The organism is Gilliamella sp. wkB108, assembly GCF_001690195.1.
GTDB classification, from domain to species: Bacteria; Pseudomonadota; Gammaproteobacteria; order Enterobacterales; family Orbaceae; genus Gilliamella; species Gilliamella apicola_L.
This window is the reverse complement of record NZ_LZGM01000107.1, coordinates 25199-43240: the sequence shown is the minus strand read 5'-3', so window position 1 is coordinate 43240 and position 18042 is coordinate 25199. Positions and strand designations below refer to the sequence as shown.

Below are 18042 nucleotides of genomic sequence, written 5' to 3'. Positions count from 1 at the left end.
AAAAATACCTAATTAATAACACAAAGCGATGAGAACGCCAGCGTTCGACAAATTCGTCCGGAACGAATTTGAACAACACGAAGAGTTGGCTCCGAAGGAGTGAGGCACAGGAAGTGCCGAATAATCAGCTCACGACCCACCACTTTTCTCCCTCATAGTTTAAGCAACAAAAATACCTAATTAATAACACAAAGCGATGAGAACGCCAGCGTTCGACAAATTCGTCCGGAACGAATTTGAACAACACGAAGAGTTGGCTCCGAAGGAGTGAGGCACAGGAAGTGCCGAATAATCAGCTCACGACCCACCACTTTTCTCCCTCATAGTTTAAGCAACAAAAATACCTAATTAATAACACAAAGCGATGAGAACGCCAGCGTTCGACAAATTCGTCCGGAACGAATTTGAACAACACGAAGAGTTGGCTCCGAAGGAGTGAGGCACAGGAAGTGCCGAATAATCAGCTCACGACCCACCACTTTTCTCCCTCATAGTTTAAGCAACAAAAATACCTAATTAATAACACAAAGCGATGAGAACGCCAGCGTTCGACAAATTCGTCCGGAACGAATTTGAACAACACGAAGAGTTGGCTCCGAAGGAGTGAGGCACAGGAAGTGCCGAATAATCAGCTCACGACCCACCACTTTTCTCCCTCATAGTTTAAGCAACAAAAATACCTAATTAATAACACAAAGCGATGAGAACGCCAGCGTTCGACAAATTCGTCCGGAACGAATTTGAACAACACGAAGAGTTGGCTCCGAAGGAGTGAGGCACAGGAAGTGCCGAATAATCAGCTCACGACCCACCACTTTTCTCCCTCATAGTTTAAGCAACAAAAATACCTAATTAATAACACAAAGCGATGAGAACGCCAGCGTTCGACAAATTCGTCCGGAACGAATTTGAACAACACGAAGAGTTGGCTCCGAAGGAGTGAGGCACAGGAAGTGCCGAATAATCAGCTCACGACCCACCACTTTTCTCCCTCATAGTTTAAGCAACAAAAATACCTAATTAATAACACAAAGCGATGAGAACGCCAGCGTTCGACAAATTCGTCCGGAACGAATTTGAACAACACGAAGAGTTGGCTCCGAAGGAGTGAGGCACAGGAAGTGCCGAATAATCAGCTCACGACCCACCACTTTTCTCCCTCATAGTTTAAGCAACAAAAATACCTAATTAATAACACAAAGCGATGAGAACGCCAGCGTTCGACAAATTCGTCCGGAACGAATTTGAACAACACGAAGAGTTGGCTCCGAAGGAGTGAGGCACAGGAAGTGCCGAATAATCAGCTCACGACCCACCACTTTTCTCCCTCATAGTTTAAGCAACAAAAATACCTAATTAATAACACAAAGCGATGAGAACGCCAGCGTTCGACAAATTCGTCCGGAACGAATTTGAACAACACGAAGAGTTGGCTCCGAAGGAGTGAGGCACAGGAAGTGCCGAATAATCTGCTCACGACCCACCACTTTTCTCCCTCATAGTTTAAGCAACAAAAATACCTAATTAATTACACAAAAAGCGATAAACAGACTCAAATCCTATTAAATCATTGTAATATAGATGATAACCATTAGAGAGGTTGTGTAAGCAATAATGAATTCTTACCATGAAATGGTTAAATAGATTAAAATTGTAAATTTAGATAGCAATAAAAAAAGGGAAATTAATCCCTTTTTAGAATATTTAGTGCATTTTTGCTGCTAATTCGATGATTTTCATCGTCACTTCAAATGATTTATGAAACGATGAAAGAGGCAAAAATTCATAACAAGAGTGGAAGTTATGTGCGCCAGTAAAATAATTAGGTGTAGTGAGTCCTCTAGCTGAAAGTGCAGAACCATCTGTCCCACCACGCATAGCAATCGTATTTGGCTGAATATTCAATTGTTCAAATGATTGATAAATTAAATCAATTGAACGCCGATCATTCCCTAAATAGTTAGCAATATTGCTATATGTATCAGTAATTTTGCACTCAATTTTAGCGCGAGGGTACTTACGACTTATAAAATCGACCACTTGTTGGATATAACTTTTACGAGCCTCGTATTTGGCAAGATCAAAGTCGCGAATGTTCATCTTCAACGTTGTGGTACTTTGATTACCCACAATATCATTAAACCAGAAATAACCCTCTTTCCCTTCAGTATGTTCTGGTGTTTCAAAGCTATCAAAGCAGTTAATAATATCGTTTGCTACACGGATCGGATTAATTAAAACATTTTTTGCTGACATTGGATGTGCTGATACGCCCGCAATTTCAATGGTAGCAGAGCCTGCATTAAATGTTTCATAAACGACTTCACCTAGCTCACAACAATCTATGGTATAGGCAAAATCCGGCTTAAAGCGATTTAAATCTAACTTTTTGGCGCCATTAAGCCCCACCTCTTCATCGGGTACAAAAGCGACATAAATGTCACCATGGGTGCATTTCTGTTGTTGTAATTGATCTAACATTGTCATTACGTTAGCAATTGCCGCCTTATTATCAGCGCCAAGCACACTGGTACCGTCAGTGACAATAAGCTCATCATTGAGGTATTTATTCAATTCAGGATGCTCTGCAACTTTGAACCAAATATCTTTTTGTTTATTTAATAAAATATCCTGACCAGTAAATTTAACTCGCTGAGGGTTGATTTTATCTGATAATGCCACATCAACCGTATCCAGATGCGCCACAAATCCAATTTTAGGTGCATTAGGACTATTTCCGGCTAATTTAGCGGTCACGATACTATGTTCATCAAGATATACATCTTGTAAGTTAAGTTCAATTAACTCTTGTTGAAGTACTTTAGCTAACTCCGTTTGACCTGGAGTAGAAGGAACATTAGCGCAACCAACAGCACTTTGGCTTGGTATACTAACATAGCGTAAAAAACGGGTAACTAGCTGTTCTGTAATATTCATAATAGATAACTCCTTATTAATGGCTAAAGATTTGTCGCTGGATAAACATAGCCACTATCAAAGCCAATTGGCAGACCCAAGAACCAAAATAACAGTAGATTTACGGTTAAAGCAATAAGTAAAGCTGCGGTATATGGGATCATCATTGAGCTTAAGGTACCAACACCAGTATTTTTACAATACTGTTGACAATACGCAATGATTAATGGATAAAAAGCAAACATCGGTGTACTAACGTTAACGGCGGAACTGATACGATATGCAGCTTGTGTTAACTCAGGCGAAATGCCAACAGACATCAACATTGGTACAAAAATTGGAGCTAATATTGCCCATTTAGAAGAGGCTGAAGTAATCAGTACATTTAACATACTGGTTAAAATAATCACGCCAAAAATCGTGACTACTGACGGCATATGCAATGCTTTTAGAAATTCTGCGCCGGCAATTGCAATTAAAGTACCAATTTGCGAATGAGAAAAGACATATAAAAATTGCGCACAAAAGAACGCAAAAACAATAAATGGAATTAACGATTTAGTGATATTTTCCATTGATTTTACAATATCACGAGATGACTTAAATGCACCAGTGACAAAACCATGAATCAATCCCGGAATAGAAAAAAACAAAAATAACAACGGCACAATAATTTGCATTATAGGTGCTTTATTGCTGGTCATACTTCCATCTGGCGCTCGTAATAATGAATTTTCTGGGAGTAATAATAAAACAAGACCAATTGCGATGATCATAAACACAATTGATGCCAACTTAAATCCACGATTTTCAATTGGCGTAATAGCTGGTGAATCAGCAATATTATCCAATTGTAGATCTTTATTTAAAGGCATAGTGGCATTTAAACGAGGCTCTACAATTTTATCCGTAACGAACCAACAAGCTATCAAAACAAAAAAAGTACCACCGAAACTTAAGAAGTAATTACATAACACATTGACTTGATAAGAAGGATCAATAATTTGTGCTGCACTTTGGGTGAAACCTTGCATAATTGGGTCAATAATTGAAGGAGTATAACTTGAACTAAAGCCACCGGCTAAGCCAGCAAAAGCAGCCGCAATACCGGCCAACGGGTGACGACCTGTCGCGTAGAACATCATTGCAGAGACCGGCATTAAAATCACATAAGCAGAGTCAGACGCAATATGACATACCATACTGACAAAAATGACTGAAGGTGTAACAAGTTTTTTAGGTGTTACAGCAAGTAATTTTTTAAGTAAAACATGGATATAACCACTACTTTCCGCAATACCTATTCCCAAAGTTGCAACAATAGTGATACCTAAAGGAGGAAATGTGACAAAGTTTTGAACCATTTTAGTTAAAAAGGTTACCAGATGATCGGGTGCTAACATATTGACCACTGTCAACTTTTCTTGTGTCACAGGATTTATATAATTAAAGCTCACAAAAGAGAGTAGTAAAGAGGCAACAAAACAGATAATTAAAGCGTAGAAAAAAAGTGTTGTTACATCGGGAATTTTGTTTCCAATTCGTTCTATTGTATTTAAAAAGCCACCAGTTTTTGTCGGTGACGGACTAGTTGTTTGATTCATAAAAAAATGAGTGTAAATATTGTTCGGAGCGACAATTTAACACATAATTTTATAGCAAGCAAACAGCTAAATATAACCTCGCTTTATACTTAAACATATGGTTAACCTGAAACATCTTAACATTATAATTACTTATAAGGTTGCTAAATTTTCAATTTACTTTAATGAGCATACTTTCAAATATTTGGATAGAATATTTAAAAGCAACTTCTATCACTTTCTACAGCAATAGATTTCTAAAATTACTTAAACTTGTCAAGATGGTTCAGGTTAAGTATACGTTTTAGTATAAAATTGCTTTTTTAAAAATTAATAGTATATTTAAATGAATATTTAGTTATTAAAAGTGAATAATTATCCAGTTTATTAACTGGTAAAATGCACAGAGAAGAAATATTAGCAATGGGGTTTTATTATGGTTTACGATATTAATTTAATTAAACATATTTATCAGCAATACCCACAAAAAATTGACTTAATTCGTCAAAAAATCGGTAAACCATTAACCTTGACGGAAAAGATTCTTTATGCACATCTTGCTCAAGGTGAAGAACTTAAAGCTTATCAACGAGGTGAAGATTATGTTAATTTCTCACCAGATCGTGTCGCCATGCAAGATGCAACTGCGCAAATGGCACTTTTACAGTTAATGAACTCTGGACGTAAACGAGTTGCTGTGCCATCGACTGTACACTGTGACCATTTAATTCAAGCATATAAAAATGCCCATGATGATCTGATTATTGCTGAAAGTAATAACCAAGAGGTATATCAATTCCTGCGAGATGTTTCAAATAAATATGGCATAGGCTTTTGGAAACCAGATGCCGGTATTATTCACCAAGTTGTACTTGAAAATTATGCTTTTCCAGGTGGAATGATGATAGGTACTGATTCACACACGCCTAATGCGGGTGGTTTATCCATGATTGCAATTGGTGTCGGCGGTGCTGACGCCGTTGATGTCATGGCTGGGATGCCTTGGGAACTGAAAATGCCAAAAATCATTGGGGTCAAATTGACAGGAAAATTATCCGGTTGGGCATCCCCGAAAGACGTTATTTTAAAGCTTGCAGGTATTTTAACGGTTAAAGGTGGAACCAATTCCATAATTGAATATTTTGGAGAAGGAGCGCAATCATTATCCGCAACAGGCAAAGCGACTATCTGTAATATGGGAGCAGAAGTAGGGGCGACCACATCAATTTTTCCTTATAGCCAAAAATCAGCCGATTACTTAGTCATGACAGGTCGCCAAGAAGTCGTTGATTTAGCCAATACGCTAATTGATTGCTTTAATCCCGACCCGCAAGTATTGGCACAACCGACAGCATATTATGACCAAGTTATAGAAATTAATCTCAGCGACTTAGAGCCTTATGTGAATGGTCCATTTACCCCTGACTTAGCTTACCCCATATCTCAACTAGCTAAAGCTGTCAAAGAACACCATTACCCGGATAATATGGAAGTTGGCTTGATTGGTTCTTGTACAAACTCCTCCTATGAAGATATGATGCGGGCTGCATCTGTCATTGATGCGGCTAATCAATTAGGTTTAACGGTTAATGCTAAATTAATTATCAATCCCGGTTCAGAACAAGTGAAATACACTTCAAAGCGTGATGGTATTTTGACTCGTTTTGAACAGGCTGGTGCAGCGATAATGGCAAATGCCTGTGGACCTTGTATTGGTCAGTGGCGTCGCGACGAAGTTGCCGATGAACATAAAAATTCAATTGTCACTTCGTTCAACCGTAATTTTGCTAAAAGAAATGACGGAAGCCCAAATACTTATGCCTTTGTCTGTTCACCTGAAATAGTTGTGGCATTATCTATTGCGGGTAGACTCAGTTTTAATCCACTCACTGACACACTAGTGAATAACAAAGGACAACAAGTAAAATTACCTGAACCAACTGGTGATGAATTACCAAAACAAGGCTTTGCTGTTGACGATGCAGGTTATGTCGCACCAATTGCAGACGGAAGTCAGGTTGAAGTTCACATTGCCCCTAATTCTCAACGACTACAACAACTATCACCTTTTTCAGCATGGGATGGTAAAGACATTATTACGCAACCACTGTTAATCAAAGCGACAGGCAAATGTACAACTGATCACATTTCTATGGCTGGTAAATGGTTAAAATTTCGCGGACATTTAGATAACATCTCTAACAATATGTTAATTGGTGCTGTCAATGCCTTTAATCAAAAGACCAATTCGGTGTTAGATGTACAAAGTGGCCAATATATCGAAGTGCCGGCACTAGCACGTAAATTAAAAGCTGAAGGATTAGGTTCTGTTGTTATTGCAGAAGAGAATTATGGTGAAGGTTCATCGCGAGAACATGCCGCAATGGAGCCGCGTTTTTTAAATGTAAAAGCGATTGTAGTTAAATCATTCGCGCGTATTCATGAAACCAATCTTAAAAAACAAGGTATGTTAGCTCTAACTTTTGTAGACAAAAATGATTACGATAAAGTTCGTGAAGATGACCAAATTAGTATTACTGGATTGACCGATTTTATACCGGGAAAAAATCTAACTTTAACACTTCATCACAGTGATGGCTGTATGGAATCATTTGAAGTTGCTCATACCTATAACCAAGCTCAGATTGATTGGTTTAAAGCAGGCAGTGCTTTAAATAAGTTAAAAGAAGAGCTTAACTAAAACCTAAAAGTAAAAGGAACCGATAATATGAAACAACGAGTTTTAATTGAAAATGGACAATTAGTTGTACCTGATCATCCTATTATTCCTTTTATTGAAGGGGATGGTGTAGGTAAAGAGATTTGGCTGGCAGCACGTCAGATTTTTGATAAAGCAATTGAAAAAGCGTATCAAGGTAAGCGAAGTATTGAATGGTATGAAGTGCTTGCCGGAGAAAAATCATTTAAACTCAATGGCTCTTGGTTACCTACTGAAACAATGGATGCGTTTAAACAATATCTTGTGGGTATCAAAGGTCCATTAACAACTCCTGTTGGTGGAGGAATTCGTTCGCTTAATGTGGCTCTTCGTCAAGAGTTAGATCTTTATGTTTGCTTGCGACCGGTACGTTGGTTTAAAGGTGTTGAATCACCGATTAAATATCCTGAAAAAGTCAGTATGACAATTTTTCGTGAAAATACCGAAGATATCTATGCGGGTATTGAATGGCAACAAGGAACACCTGAAGCCAAAAAATTTTATCAATTTTTATCGCAACAAATGGGTGTGAAAAAAGTCCGTTTCCCTGACACTTCATCATTTGGTGTTAAACCGGTTTCAATTGAAGGCTCTGAACGCCTGATACGCTCGGCTATTGAATATGCGCTACAACATAAACTACCGTCAGTAACATTAGTACATAAAGGAAATATTATGAAATTTACTGAAGGAGGCTTTAAACAGTGGGGATATGAACTAGCAGAGCGTGAATTTACTGATAGCGTTTTCACCATGAATTACTATGCAAAGCTCAAAAAAGAGCAAGGTAATGAAGTAGCAAATCAAGCATTACAAGCTGCAAAATTAACGGGTAAATTAATTATAAAAGATGTTATTTGTGATGCATTTTTACAAAATACCTTATTAAAACCGGAAGATTATTCTGTGGTTGCAACATTGAATCTTAATGGGGATTATGTTTCTGACCAGCTTGCTGCCATGGTAGGCGGTATTGGCATTGCACCGGGAGCCAATATTAATTATATGACGGGACATGCTATTTTTGAAGCTACCCATGGTACAGCGCCTGATATCGCAGGAAAAGATCAAGCCAATCCATCTTCATTATTATTATCAGGGGTGATGATGTTTGATTATCTTGGTTGGTATCAAGTCGGGCAACTGGTTACAGGTGCAATGGAAAAACTATTTCAAAATGGTCAAGCAACGGTTGATTTAGCACGCTTTATGAAACATGGTGAGGAATTATCAACCAGTCAATTTACCCAAGCCATTATTGATAATTTATAACGTTGGGAGTCATCAAACATGAAGGAAAAATTCTTGGTTTATAAATTATCTGAAACGATAAAAAACACCAGTAAAATAGATACAAAGTTATTTGAAAAATTCAATGTTAAACGTGGATTACGTAATGCAGATCATACAGGCGTATTAGTTGGATTAACCAGTATTGGGGACGTGGTTGGTTATGAACGCTTGGCAGACGGCTCATTAAAACCGATTGCCGGTAAATTACTATATCGAGGCATAGATATTGATGATCTGGTACATAATGCACAGCAAGAAAAACGTACTGGCTTTGAAGAGACCATTTATTTATTGTTATCCGGTAATTTGCCTGATGCTGAAGAGTTACACGATTTTTCACGGTTACTTTGCGAATCGATGGCGTTAGAAAAGCAAACTAAAATTGCCATTATGGAGCTTGAAGGCCATGATGTGATGAATATTTTAGCCAGAACAGTGCTTGAAATGTACACCTATGATCCACAGCCAGATGATACTTCGCGTGATAACTTGATGCGACAATCGATTGATTTAATTGCTAAATTTCCAGCCATTATTGCTTACGCTTATAATATGTTAAGTCATAGCGCTAAAGGCAAATCATTGCATATCCGTCATCCTCATGAAGATTTTTCTATCGCTGAAAATTTTTTATATATGATGAAAGGATCGAACGGTTATACAGATCTTGATGTACGTGTACTCGATTTAGCCATGATTATTCATGCTGAGCATGGTGGGGGTAATAACTCTACTTTTACCGTGCGAGTAACAAGCTCAACCGGAACAGATACCTATTCATCCATTGCTGCAGGTATCGGCTCACTCAAAGGTCCTTTACATGGTGGAGCGAATTTACAAGTTGGCAAAATGTTAAAACATCTCAAAGAGACAATTAAGAATTGGACAGATGTTAATGAAATAGACAGCTATTTACAGCGTATCTTAAATAAAGAAGTCTTTGATAAAAAAGGGTTGATTTATGGTATCGGGCATGCGGTTTATACCGTTTCCGATCCTAGAGCTGTATTGCTTAAAGAGATGGCATATGAACTCGCCAAAGAGAAGGGACGAGAACAAGAGTATAATTTCTTAAATCTGCTTGAGGAACGAGCGATACACGCTGTTGTTAATCGAAAAAATGCCAGAACTAAAAAACAGGTTTGCGCGAATGTCGATTTTTATTCCGGTTTTGTTTATGACATGATTGGTTTACCTAAAGAGGTATATACGCCTTTATTTGCCATGTCTCGTATTGTTGGCTGGTGCGCACACCGAATTGAAGAACTCAACTTTGATGATCGCCGAATCATCCGACCTGCCTATAAAAATGTAGGGGAACTGATGACCTTCATTCCATTAAAAGATCGCTAAATTCACTATCCCGTCAGTGACAGGCTGACGGTGGATTTATAATCTAAGTTTATTGAAAAAATCATGGTGATTTATACTAATAGTTTGTAGACTATGCCTCATTGTCAGTATTAGGCTGTAAATATGAATCTTCTGAAATCTTTAGCCACGGTAAGTTCAATGACCATGGTTTCACGTGTATTAGGTTTTGTACGTGATGCAATTATAGCTCGCTTTTTTGGTGCAGGAATGGCGACCGATGCCTTTTTTGTTGCATTTAAATTACCCAATTTACTCAGACGTATTTTTGCCGAAGGCGCTTTTTCACAAGCCTTTGTGCCAATTCTAGCTGAATATAAAAACCAGCAAGGTCTTGAAGCCACGCGAACTTTTGTCGCTTATGTTTCAGGTTTATTAACTTTAGTTTTAGCCATTGTCACTTTGATTGGTGTTATCACCGCGCCTTTTGTGATTATGTTAACTGCGCCGGGATTTTTACAAGAATCAACCGAGAAATTTGAGTTAGCCACAACGCTATTACAAATAACGTTTCCTTATATCTTTTTTATTTCGCTTGCCTCACTTGTTGGTGCAATATTAAACACTTGGAACCGTTTTTCTGTGCCAGCTTTTGTACCAACGTTGTTAAATATCAGTATGATTATATTCACCCTATTTTTAACACCTTACTTTAATCCTCCGGTATTAGCATTAGCGGTTTCGGTTGGCGTAGGTGGCATTTTACAGCTACTTTATCAACTGCCGTCTTTGAAGAAAATCGGTATGTTGGTGTTACCGCGTATTAGTTTTAAAGATAGTGGTGTTTGGCGAGTTTTAAAACAAATGGGACCAGCTATTTTGGGTGTCTCAGTAGGTCAAATATCTCTTATTATAAATACTATTTTTGCCTCATTTTTAATTTCCGGCTCGGTATCTTGGATGTATTATGCCGATCGCTTAATGGAGTTTCCAGCAGGTGTGCTTGGTGTAGCATTAGGTACTATTTTATTGCCGTCATTAGCCAAAAGTTTTGCTAAAGGCGATCATAAGCAATACTCAGAACTGCTTGATTGGGGATTACGGCTCTGTTTTTTATTAGCATTACCAAGTACCGTTGCCTTAGGCGTCATTTCCCGACCATTAATATCAACACTGTTTGAGTATGGTCAATTCACATTAAACGATGCGCTAATGACACAACGTGCGTTAGTTGCTTACTCTATTGGTTTACTCGGACTCATTCTCATCAAGGTATTAGCACCGGCATTTTATTCACGGCAAGATATCAAAACACCGGTAAAAATCGCTATCTTTACGCTGATTTTAACCCAATTGATGAATCTTGCTTTTATTGGTCCATTAAAACATGCAGGACTTTCACTATCTATCGGGCTTGCTGCTTGCTTTAATGCAGGATTATTGTTTTGGCAACTACGAAAAAAACAACTTTACCAACCACAGTCAGGTTGGAAAGGATTTCTAATTAAAGTGATTATCGCTGTGTTATTAATGTCATTGGTATTATGGTTTGGCGCACAGTGGTTACCTGATTGGTCAACGGGGTCAATGTTGATGCGCGTTGCACGATTATTGTTATTAGTTATTGCTGGTATTTTGGTCTATTTTGGTTCGCTCATTGCTATGGGATTCAAAATTAAGCATTTCATCAAGCGAATTGATTAAATAACAATAGAATATAAGTAAAATAAAATGTGTTAAAAAGTTTCAGGAAAACATAACGTTTGAATATAATCTATTAATAATAAGGAAATTAAATGGAAAGATTATCTTTTTTTAAACTCCCAATAATTGCGAGTCTCATTTATTTTTTAATTAGTCTGCTATTATATTTTTTATTTACTGCTCTTTATTTCTTGAACCAATTACCATATAACGTTATTGGGTTTATTTTTAGTGAAATCGGAAGAATATTAATTAACATTTTTAATCATCTCTTCCTTGAAACGCTCTGGTTATTTGGATTGTTGTCACTAATGCTTCACACAGCAAATATCTACATGGTCAATAAAACCAATATACGATGGTTAACCCTCGCTATGGCAATATTATCATTCATTGCTTATTTTATTCGCATCAGTATAAAATTCAATTTTATAGGCTCTGGAATGTTATTTGAGACAATAAATAACCTCTTTTGGGCTATGATTAGTTTGTTATTTTATAGTCTATCTATTTACTATTTAATCAAGTTTTTTGCTAAATACATGGTAAAAAATCAATCGTCATTTGAACTTACAACGACAAATAGTGTTCAAATTCATTTTATTCTCTTTGCTGTATTTGTCAGTTATCTATTGTTATTAGGATATAATTTAATCATCAATTCAATTGGACAGGTTTATATTATTGGTGCAGAGCAGTACCGACATCTCTACCTCCTTAATTATTTTTTCATATTAAGCATATTACTGGGTATTTTTTTGGCTAAGCGAAATTTTTTATGTGCTTTTGAGAAAATTCAATATGTTAAACTTCTCAAAAGTGTGCTAATAGCTAGTGGTATCATGCTAATTTGTCTTTTTATTGATTATTATTTTGTGCTTTATTATATGAATAAACAGTATATTGATTCCTACAGTGTATTATTAAACTCAGCGTATTTAATCTTTTTATTACTATTACAACCACTTTTATCTTGTTTGGTTCTAAATATCGTTACCAGAGGCTATTTTATGCGACAAAAAAGTATATAACACTATTTATGTAAAATGTTATTTTGAAAGTCGTTTAGCTATACTGATAATAACTTTATTTTTAAATTAAAGGAAAATTGAACTAATTAGGAAAGTGAAATGGAAAAATTATCTTTTTTTAAACTACCTCTTATTTTCGTAGGAATGTTTGTTACTATTAATTTTTTAAAGTCATGTGTAACTTATATTATCGTTCTATTTATCATTATTGATAATTTTTCTTTCTGGCCAACAATTTTTGAATTTATGTTAAATAACTTGTTTCACTTAATTTTGCCAAGCCTGCTATTATTTGTTGTTTCATCAATCGCCTTTTACCGAATGAATATTCACATCATTACAGTCAAAAATGTCGGTTTATTGGTGATTATTGTGTTGCTTATTATGATTTTTAGTTTTTTATTTAATCGAGGAAACCAATTAATTTATCAATTAGTTTATGATAAGTTCTTTGTTAACATCACTAAGGCTGACTCATGGGTATTTGCTTTGCCGATGAGCGCCATTTCTAGATTAGTCTATTTTAGTTTAGAAAGTTTGTTAATCTATTATTACATTAAGATTTTTGGCAGTTGGTTTAATAAAAGCAGACAAGATTTTGAACTCACAGCAAACAATAGTTCTAAAATTCACTTTACACTCTTTTTAGCATTTTTCTTTTTTATGTTTATTACCTCTACTAATTGTTTGACCGGATTACCAAGTAATTTACCATTTTATAATTCTTACTATGTATTATTTACCGTCGTACCAATATTTATTTATGTCATTGCTTTTCTGCTGATTACATTGATAACCAAAAATCTATTCAAACGAACCTTTGTGGTGTTGCAATCTGATAGAATTATTAAAAGCGCTGTCATGACGAATTTGTTGATATTAATTATAGATGCTGTTTTTGCTGTCATTTTATTTAGTACTGATTATTTGCCCAATAAGATAGGTTTACTGATCGTTATTTACTATCCGAAAGCTATTTTAATTTTCGCAGTAATTTTAAGCTGTTTGTTTGTAAAACGTGTAACTCAATATTACTTTGCTAAGCCAACAAACGGGTAGAAAGGCTTTAAATAAGCTTATTCTCTATAGTTATTTAAAAAATCGCAAATCTCTGATTGTGATTTTAAAACTCGAATCTGTTGAAGTAACGTTGATGCCTGTTGGTAGTGCTGTTTTAAGTAAGTAAGCCACTGTTTAATGCGTGCAGAATGATACATGGGTTTAACATCCTTAATATTTGTTGCGGCATAACGGATAAGAATTTGCATCACTGATTGCCAGTCCAAAGCCTGTTCACCCAAACGAATCATATTCGCCAGATTAGGGATATTTAACATACCACGACCAAGCATAATATGCTTAGTCTGACTTTGGTTGATACAATTTTGCGCATCTGATAACGAAAAAATTTCACCATTTGCGATAACCGGAATTGTTAATTGTTGCTTAATCAATCCAATCGTATGCCAATCAATTTTATCCGCCTTATAACCATCTTGTTTGGTTCTGCCATGAATCACAATCTCATCCGCTCCGGCTAATTGGATGGCATCAGCAATTTCAAAACAGTGTAATTTATCTTCCCAACCTAAACGAATTTTTACTGATAAGGTATGCGTTTTAGTAATCGCTTGGCGAACCTGTTTGACAATATTAAATATCTGCTCAGGGTATTTTAATAAATAAGCGCCTCCTTGACTGCCAACCACCGTTTTCGCCGGGCAACCAAAGTTAATATCTACACCAAACGACCCTAATTCGATAGCTTTAGCCGCATTTTCTGCCATCCATTCTGGTGATTGTCCTAAAAGTTGTACACGAACGGGTGTACCTGAAGCGGTTTTTCCTGCGTTATAGAGTTCAGGACACAACCGATAAAAAGTCCGGTTAGAGAGTTTATGATGAGTAACACGTACAAATTCAGTAACACAATAATCAAATTGATTAACTTCAGTTAAGATTTGTCTAACATTAAAATCCAACACCCCTTCCATAGGGGCTAAAATAATCCGATTATTTTCCATTAGTTTGCCTTATCCAAATGGTGGGAACCACAAACCGGACAATTAGCTTGCTTGACTATGGATACTTGGTTAAATTGCATACTCATCGCATCAATCATCAGTAAACGACCAACTAAAGGAACACCATAATCAGTCAATACTTTTATGGCTTCTAATGCTTGCATCGATCCAAACATACCAACCAGTGGTGACATAACTCCAGCTTCTACGCAAGTCAGTTGGTCTTGACCAAACAAGCGACTTAAACAGTGATAACAAGCTTCATCTTTTTGATAAGTAAAAACAGTTAATAAGCCTTCCATACGAATCGCTGCACCAGAAACTAACGGTTTTTTAGCGGTAAAACAACCACGATTAATTTGTTCGCGAGTGGTTAGATTATCAGTACAGTCAATCACAATATCATGTTGCTCAATAAGTGAAAGGAGACTAACATCATCAAGCTGTTGATTAACTGTTTCAATGGCGATATTAGCATTGATATTGATTAATGCTTGTTTGGCTTGCTCAACTTTATAATGATTAATTGATTTTTCACTGTACAAAATCTGCCTATTCAAGTTAGATTTTGAGACAGTATCAAAATCCAACAAGGTTAATTTACCGATTCCAGCAGCGGTTAAATAGAGTGAAGCCGCACAGCCTAGCCCACCTAAACCAACAATGAGCGCTGAACTGTTTTTCAGTATTTGTTGTTTATCAATATCAAAACCACGTAAGGTGATTTGCCTATCGTAACGAAAAAGTTCTTGATCTGTTAGTTCTTGCATGAGGGTAATGGCAGTTATTATTAATGAAAGGGATATTATAGCAGAAACTTGGCACGACAACGTGCCAAGCTAAATAGATTATTTATCAAAGCCAGCTAAAAAAGTTAAATACTCCTCTTTAGTCATTAATGGTTTATAGTTTGCCATTAATGTTGTAGCTTGCTCGGCATCATCATAAAGTAGATCAATAATGGTACAAGCCATCATTTGTGCCGGACGAATATAAGCCATATCTTCATCAAATACTTTATAATCTTTACCATGCAATACGCCACGGACAGAACCAATCCATGGATGGCTAACTGGCATAATATGTGATAAGTCGCCCGTATCTGTACTGGCAGTCAAATGAGGTGCTACCCATACGTTTTTTTCACCAATCAGATTTTCTGCATTGTTTTGCATTAAATCATTAAGTGTAGGATTGTTTTGTAATGGTAAATAACCAGGTAAATCCTTAATCTCACAAGTTGCACCTACAGCCATAGCACCCGCTTTAAGCGCGCGATTAATTCGTTCATTGGCATCAACCATTGCCGAAACATTACCTGCTCGTACATAACTTTCCATTCTTACATCACTCGGTACGACATTAACTAAATCCCCTCCTTGCGTAATAATCGGATGGAATCGAATATAATCTTTCTCTTGAAATGTTTCGCGAATGGCATGAACACCTATGATTCCCATCATGGCTGCATTTAAGGCGTTTACCCCTGCATGAGGTGCCGCAGCTGCATGTGCGGCTTCACCCTTATATTTTATCAATTTACCGATAAATCCATTACTGGTGGTTGATATTTCAATGAAACCATTAGGGCGCTCTTTCGCAACATCAGTTAAGTGAATTTGCAAAGCCATATCAATATCATCAAATTCACCTCGTGAAATTAATTCAGGTTTACCACCAATATATTTGATTTTACCTTCCTCAATTAACCGATTACGATAAGTAATTTCAACATATTCTTCAGCTGGTACGGCAAAAGGGACTACATCGCCAGCTAAATATTGCATTGCACCTGAGTCAATAAGACCCATGGTCACCGCCAGCATATTGGCAATTTGTGCATTATGGCCACAGCAGTGTGCAGCGCCAGAAAGATCACAAGCTGCCGGATGATCGGCACAAATAATGGCATCTAGCTCACCAATAACCGCGACGCTGTATTGGCTACCTTTCCCACCTTTTAAACGCCCCTTAACACCTGTTAATGCCAATTTATTTTTAAAAGGCACCCCTAATTGGTCAAAAGCATCTTCTACTTTTTGGGCCGTTTTAATTTCTTTATAGCCAAGTTCTGGTTCAGCCCATATTGCTTCGGCAATAGACTTAATATCTGCTTTTCGCGCTTCAATCGCTTGGCAAACCTGTTTTTTAAGTTCTTCTTTTGTCATAATTAATCCTTATCTAAATTAGATGACCCCTTCCCAATGTAAGGTAATTTGTGCAATTAATGCCGCAAAAATAAAGGTGCCAGAGAATACTGCTAAAGAAACAGGAATGATTCGCCACGAAATACTTTTGAATAATACCAAATCTTTACCAATAGCAAGCCCTGCATAAGCAAGGACTGGAGTACACACTGCAAGTAACGAAACTTGATCGGTAACTGAAACAATGACTTCATTACAGGGAAAAATAGGTGATGAAACTAAAGCTGCCACGACCGATACCCATAAAATTACCGGTAATTTCTTTAAGACTGGTACTTTACTTATTAATAAACCTACAATTGAGATAACCACTAAAATACCCAGCGCTTGAAGTGAGACGATAAAGTCGATTTTATATCCTACCGTATTGCCAGCCGCCATAATAATTGCAACTAAAATAAGTAAAAAAATTGTTTCTAAAATTTTCATTATTAGGCTCCTGTTTTTTTACGTCGAAAACGAGCAAGGGTATTATAGATAAATGAAGCAAATGGGAGTGAAAATAGAATATAGATATAAATACCAAGAACACCAGACATTAAGTTAGCTGCCGTTGCATAGGCTTTAATTTCACCCGCCATTTCAGGATAGAGATCACTAATTGGCGCCAGTGATGCCGCCATCATACTGCCACTACCAACACCAGCCCCCATAGCTAAAGCGTAAGGGTGAATAATGTCCAATCTTGCTATGATACTTGCTAAAATACTCATCCAAATTGCACCGTATAATGTGCCACAAACATACATAGCCATTACCCCACGACCTTCAGGTGAATCAAGGCCATATTTATCCGCAACGATAGCAATATTGGGTTCACGTGCTACAGAATAGGTTGCACCAACAGCTTCTCGCCCCATTCCTAATACCATCGCAAACGGCAGACCTAATAAAATGGTTCCGGCAAAATGCCCCACTTCTTGAAAAACGAGCGCCAATTTGGCATTTAAAATCTCATTTATTTTAGGACCAACAGCAACACCGAGTTTAGCAATCAGTAACATTAATGTCACAATCATGATTGCACTGGCATTATGCATATTTTTCTCTTTTAAGATTTTTAATTTCGGTATGCTAATAATGCCACCAATAATCATGGCATACAGCATTGGGTAAAGCGTGACTATCCAGATAGTCTGTTTACCAATAAATTCGCAAATAAGGACAACTATGAGAGCCAGTAGATGCACTCTATAGTCTTTTAAAATTTCCATGCTCAAAGACTCCTTCCATCAATTCTAAAATAAAAAAACT

At 36.8% G+C, this 18042-nt stretch carries 13 protein-coding genes; 6 read left to right on the top strand and 7 right to left on the bottom strand.

Features of this window, described 5'->3' with window-relative positions:
• Positions 1-1704 precede the first annotated feature (1704 nt).
• Together pepT and A9G11_RS11940 are read right to left on the bottom strand one after the other, a co-directional pair.
• The gene (gene pepT, locus A9G11_RS11945; protein WP_065619833.1) at positions 1705-2937 is read right to left on the bottom strand and encodes a peptidase T; all 1233 of its coding nucleotides are present in this window, start codon (positions 2935-2937) and stop codon (positions 1705-1707) included.
• Between the two features lie 23 nt (positions 2938-2960).
• Positions 2961-4520, bottom strand: coding sequence for an AbgT family transporter (locus tag A9G11_RS11940; RefSeq protein WP_065619832.1), 1560 nt, complete (start codon positions 4518-4520; stop codon positions 2961-2963).
• 415 nt (positions 4521-4935) lie between these two features.
• On the opposite strand from A9G11_RS11940, the gene A9G11_RS11935 reads away from it, so the two are divergent.
• From A9G11_RS11935 to A9G11_RS11910, 6 genes are all read left to right on the top strand, one after another.
• Entirely contained in the window at positions 4936-7200 is a 2265-nt protein-coding gene (locus tag A9G11_RS11935) for an aconitate hydratase (RefSeq protein ID WP_065619831.1), read from the top strand.
• Between the two features lie 27 nt (positions 7201-7227).
• Complete coding sequence (gene icd / locus A9G11_RS11930; protein ID WP_065619830.1) at positions 7228-8490, top strand: NADP-dependent isocitrate dehydrogenase; 1263 nt, start codon at positions 7228-7230, stop codon at positions 8488-8490.
• An 18-nt stretch (positions 8491-8508) separates the two neighbouring features.
• Positions 8509-9864: a citrate/2-methylcitrate synthase gene (locus A9G11_RS11925; protein ID WP_065619829.1), complete on the top strand. Its 1356-nt coding sequence runs from the start codon at positions 8509-8511 to the stop codon at positions 9862-9864.
• A gap of 123 nt (positions 9865-9987) precedes the next feature.
• The gene (gene murJ, locus A9G11_RS11920) at positions 9988-11526 is read left to right on the top strand and encodes a murein biosynthesis integral membrane protein MurJ (protein WP_065619828.1); all 1539 of its coding nucleotides are present in this window, start codon (positions 9988-9990) and stop codon (positions 11524-11526) included.
• Between the two features lie 311 nt (positions 11527-11837).
• Positions 11838-12557 carry a hypothetical protein gene (locus A9G11_RS11915; protein ID WP_141674422.1) on the top strand — a complete coding sequence of 240 codons (720 nt, stop codon included), beginning with the start codon at positions 11838-11840 and terminating at the stop codon, positions 12555-12557.
• A 99-nt stretch (positions 12558-12656) separates the two neighbouring features.
• Entirely contained in the window at positions 12657-13616 is a 960-nt protein-coding gene (locus A9G11_RS11910) for a hypothetical protein (RefSeq protein WP_065619826.1), read from the top strand.
• Between the two features lie 17 nt (positions 13617-13633).
• On the opposite strand, the gene dusC is transcribed toward A9G11_RS11910, so the two are convergent.
• The 5 genes from dusC to A9G11_RS11885 form a co-directional block, all read right to left on the bottom strand.
• Positions 13634-14581, bottom strand: a complete 948-nt coding sequence (gene dusC / locus A9G11_RS11905) for a tRNA dihydrouridine(16) synthase DusC (protein ID WP_065619825.1) — start codon at positions 14579-14581, stop codon at positions 13634-13636.
• Positions 14581-15351: a molybdopterin-synthase adenylyltransferase MoeB gene (locus A9G11_RS11900; protein WP_065619824.1), complete on the bottom strand. Its 771-nt coding sequence runs from the start codon at positions 15349-15351 to the stop codon at positions 14581-14583. The genes dusC and A9G11_RS11900 overlap by 1 nt, the downstream gene beginning before the upstream one ends.
• Before the next feature lie 78 nt (positions 15352-15429).
• Entirely contained in the window at positions 15430-16749 is a 1320-nt protein-coding gene (locus A9G11_RS11895; RefSeq protein WP_065619823.1) for an amidohydrolase, read from the bottom strand.
• A gap of 18 nt (positions 16750-16767) precedes the next feature.
• Positions 16768-17217: a hypothetical protein gene (locus tag A9G11_RS11890; protein ID WP_065619822.1), complete on the bottom strand. Its 450-nt coding sequence runs from the start codon at positions 17215-17217 to the stop codon at positions 16768-16770.
• 2 nt (positions 17218-17219) lie between these two features.
• Positions 17220-18002, bottom strand: a complete 783-nt coding sequence (locus A9G11_RS11885; RefSeq protein WP_065619821.1) for a DUF3100 domain-containing protein — start codon at positions 18000-18002, stop codon at positions 17220-17222.
• Between the last annotated feature and the right edge of the window lie 40 nt (positions 18003-18042).